Consider the following 4,331-nt stretch of genomic DNA (forward strand, 5'->3'; position numbering starts at 1 on the left):
TGCAAATGCACTATATCCTGATAGGCAACTGCATTATTTAATGGCCGCATGGATGCCGAAGTTCTTGGATAAACCGATACCGATTCATCCGCCGCACCTGTCCAGCTGCTCATAGCCATCACAGCCCACTGAGCATTTCCGCCAAAATCCAGATACCCCTTGTCCACATTCTGCCTGAGGTAAATCTGTACCTGATCGCCTGCCGTGTTCCCAAATAAATCTGCCGTCCGGTAATAGGTAAAGTATCCCAGGTGCTGTTCAGATAAATCCAGTCCGGCACTCCACCCATCTTTTATTAAGGAAGCTCCCAGCGTTCCCTGGAATGCAAATGCCCAGCAGGCTCCCCATGGATTCTGATCTTTTACCGAAGTGATATATCCCCTATTTCTGGAATCATAAGCTGTTGGAAGCGCCATTCTTGCTCTGGGCGCCGCCGAACTTTCGCTCTCCGGTATATTGTAAGGCGCCAGTTCCTTTAATTCTGGCTCCATCTCCCTTTGAGCCTGGATTTCAGCTTCTGTGAGTGGACGTCCTTTGATATAATCCACTCCCCTGTCCACATTCTGGGACGCATAAACCGTAACCGGGAACTGAAATAAAATAATCAGTATTCCCCAAAAAATGATCGCTTTCTTTTTTAACATATCTATCTCCACCTTGTTGCTTTTCCATGTATTCTATGCTAAACTTCTGTACATAATATTGATACCTTTGATTTACAAACATTGATCTCAAGAGCGTGTTTGATCATACTTTCTGTAAATATGGCATTGCATAATGACTTTGCACAAAGTGCCTGACGTGCACCTTTAAAGCAGAGGCACAGTGGGCTGCAACCAAAGCAGATGATCCAGCATGATCTGGAAAGGAGTGCAATTATCATGAACTTTACGTTTCAGAAAAATCAAATTTCCTTACACAATACCACCAGTCAAAAGATGCTGGCAGAAGTTACTTTTCCTGATATAGACGAAAATACCGTTGAGGTAAACCATACCTTCGTCGATGAATCCCTTCAGGGCCAGGGCATTGCCGGTCAGCTTATGCTGGCTCTTGCTGAACACCTCCGCTGTGAAAAGAAAAAAGCGGTGCTCACCTGCTCCTATGCCCAGAACTGGTTTTCCAAACATCCGGAATATAAGGAGCTTTTGAAATAAAAATGACCTTATAATAAAATGTTCTTTATTACAAAACATTTCACGAATTTACACATGAACCGTTTCGTTCTCTAAAAACTGTTCAAATTCTTCAGGCGGCAGAGGAGTGGAAAAATAATAACCCTGAATATAATCACAATCCAGGCGCTTCAATATCTCATATTGTTTTCTGCTTTCCACTCCTTCTGCCACAATTTGAAACTGCAATCCCCTTGCAATTTCTATTACATTTTTCACAATCAGAAGATAAACTTCTGATTCTGCTATCTTATCTACAAAACTTTTGTCTAATTTAATGCTTTCTACCGGAAGGGTTCCGATATAGCTCAGGCTGGAATACCCCGTTCCAAAATCATCAATGGCAAAGGATACTCCAAACTCGATTAACCGCCGCATAATATTTATGATATATTCAAAAGAATTAATAATAATGCTCTCGGTAACTTCCAGCTGGATCAGTGAAGGATCTATATGATATTTTTGAATTACATGTGTCACATCGTCATAAAAGGTGCTTTTGGAAAATTGCACCGTAGACACATTCACATTAATCTGTATAGGCAAAAGCTTCCTTTTTTCCCTGTGGGCAATCATCTTACATGCTGCTTCTAAAACAAACGCCCCAAGCTGATTAATCAACCCGCTCTGCTCTGCGATGGGGATAAATTCTGTCGGCGGAATCCAGCCCAGCTTTTGATCCTTCATCCTTAAAAGTGCTTCACACTTTGTATATCTGCCAGATTCTACCCCATAAATAGGCTGATAAAATACTTCAAAAGATCTTTCTGCCGCCTTTTCACGAATAACTCCTGCAATCAGGTTCTTTCTCTCCAATTGCAACTGTTCCGATTTTCTAAAATACAGTACTTCGCTGGACTCCGTTTTCTTTGCCTTAGACAGCATGTACTCCGCATTATGTATCACCATTTCAGGATTCCATGCATATTGAGGAAACTCGATTAAAACTACATCTATAAACAGCCGGAAATTCTGACTTGTTTTATGTGCCTCACTATGAACAGCACTGACAATTTTCTCCCGGATCACTTCACATTGCCGCTCACAGGATGCCAGAAATGCAAATTTCGCTCCACCGACACGGTATAACTGTTCCACCGGGAATATGTCAGCACATCTCTTCACTAACAATTTCAGAAGTTCGTCCCCCTGATGCCTTCCAAAGACAAGATTATAATTATTAAAATTTTTCATATTTAAAATACAGACACAGCCGCTTTCTCCTTTTCGGAACATGAAAGACAGATCTTCCATAAATGCCGTCCTGTTTTTAATCCCTAGCTGCATATCATTAACTACCGCAGCTTTCAGCTGATTTTCATAAACTATGCGTTTGGAAATATCGTAACCAGTAAAAATAGCCACCGGCTTTGCATCAGAGCCAATTACTCTTACACTGTCAATACTCAGATGTTTTTTCAGTTTTTCATTATATATCTCCATTTTCCAGCTGGGATTCTCCGCATTCAGATGGGGTATCGGGCAATGGCTGCAGGGTTTCTGATTATCCCAAAGTGCCTGATAACAGTAATCATTTTCCTGAATATCCGGCAGCATATTGCGCAGTTCCTGATTGATAAAACTGATCCTGAAGTCTTCCATCCTGACCGTATATGCCGCCGCATGAATCCCATCCAGAACGGTTCTGGTCATGCGGACAGACTCTTTTACACTGGTAATATCAACACCGGTACATATAACGCACTTTCCCAGTTCTTCATCCTGATAATCACTATAATCCAGCTGAAGCCACTGCTGCAGGTTTTCCATCCACATAACAGACCGTACATTCTTCTTTCCATGCCCGATTTTCTCCGCCGGACAATCGCTGCAGACCTCTTCACTGCCAAAAAATAATTTATGGCAGGTGATATCCTTTTGTAAATTCGGAAATTTCTCCCTTAACACTCTATTTGTATATAAAAACTGATGTGTATCACAACGTACCGCATAGACAAATGCATCCATATTATCTACAATACGTTCAGAATCCCACTTCGCCATTTATGCCTTCTCCTTAAAATATCCGCTTTTATAGTCTGCCATATGCCTACTAATTATAACATACTTACCTGTAAATGGGACATTCTTTTTCACAAAATCTCTTTTTCAATATCCAGTATTTTATCGGTCCATCCCCTGTAAAATTTTTCCTCATGGGAAACCAGAATGACACTTCCTTCAAATTTCATCAGGGCTTCTTTCAGCGCTTCTTTGGCATCCTGATCCAGATGGTTTGTTGGTTCATCCATAATCAGAAAATTACACGGGGATAGGAGAAGTCTGCAAAGCTTAACCTTAGACTGCTCACCGCCGCTTAAAGATTCAATCCCCCTAAGCACATGTTCTTCTTTTACTCCACAACGTGCCAGTGCCTTACGAACTTCTTTATTTTTCATTGATGGATACCGATCTGAAATAATCTGAAGCGGGGTTCTGTTTGGATCTTCCCACCTCAGATCCTGTTCATAATATCCAATCTTTACCTGGTCTAAAAACTTGAAACCGCCTGCTAATTTAGGTATTTTTCCAATCAATGTCTTTAACAGCGTGGATTTGCCGATTCCGTTAAATCCGGTAATTACAAGCTTCTGTCCACCGTTGACAACAAAACTGATTTTAGACAACAGCGGATAATAATATCCGATTTCCAGATTGGAAACCGTAAGCGCCTTGCCAGGAGAGATCTCCGTCTCCTGAAACTGTATCACAGGCTTAGTAGTAAAGTTGGGCGGTGCAATACGCTCCAGACGGTCCAGTTGTTTCTGCCTTCCCCTTGCCATTTTTGCATTTACTCCGGCTTTATTTTTTCGGATATACGCTTCCGTCTTTTCAATTTTCCGCTGCTGTGCATGATACTGACGGATATAATCCTCTCTGAGATGTACCTTCTGATCCAGGAACTTCAGGTAGCTTCCATTGTATTTACGCACTGTACCAAATTCTATATCTAGAATTCCCGTAGTTACTTTCTCTAAAAATTCAAAATCATGGGATACCACCACATATGCCCCTTCAAAGCTGCACAGAAACTCAGACAGCCAATCCACATGCTCTTTATCCAGAAAGTTAGTCGGCTCATCCAAAAGAAGAACCTCCGGCTTAGCTAACAATAATTTTGCCAAAATTACCTTGGCCCGCTGTCCCCCGCTCAGC

Annotated in this window: 4 protein-coding genes; 1 reads left to right on the top strand and 3 read right to left on the bottom strand. The window is 41.6% G+C overall.

Features of this window, described 5'->3' with window-relative positions:
* On the bottom strand, positions 1–644 hold a 644-nt coding region (locus ACH2DQ_RS07915), incomplete at its 3' end, for a C1 family peptidase (RefSeq protein WP_395026262.1).
* Positions 645–881: 237 nt separating this feature from the next.
* Here ACH2DQ_RS07915 and ACH2DQ_RS07920 point away from each other — a divergent pair.
* Positions 882–1,157, top strand: a complete 276-nt coding sequence (locus ACH2DQ_RS07920) for a GNAT family N-acetyltransferase (protein ID WP_394912332.1) — start codon at positions 882–884, stop codon at positions 1,155–1,157.
* Between the two features lie 48 nt (positions 1,158–1,205).
* Here the strand turns inward: ACH2DQ_RS07920 and ACH2DQ_RS07925 are convergent, their stop codons facing one another.
* Positions 1,206–3,179 carry a putative bifunctional diguanylate cyclase/phosphodiesterase gene (locus ACH2DQ_RS07925; protein WP_394912333.1) on the bottom strand — a complete coding sequence of 658 codons (1,974 nt, stop codon included), beginning with the start codon at positions 3,177–3,179 and terminating at the stop codon, positions 1,206–1,208.
* 89 nt (positions 3,180–3,268) lie between these two features.
* A partial coding sequence (locus ACH2DQ_RS07930; protein WP_395026265.1) for an ABC-F family ATP-binding cassette domain-containing protein occupies positions 3,269–4,331 on the bottom strand: 1,063 nt, incomplete at its 5' end.

The sequence above is a fragment of the Robinsoniella sp. genome, assembly GCF_034124845.1.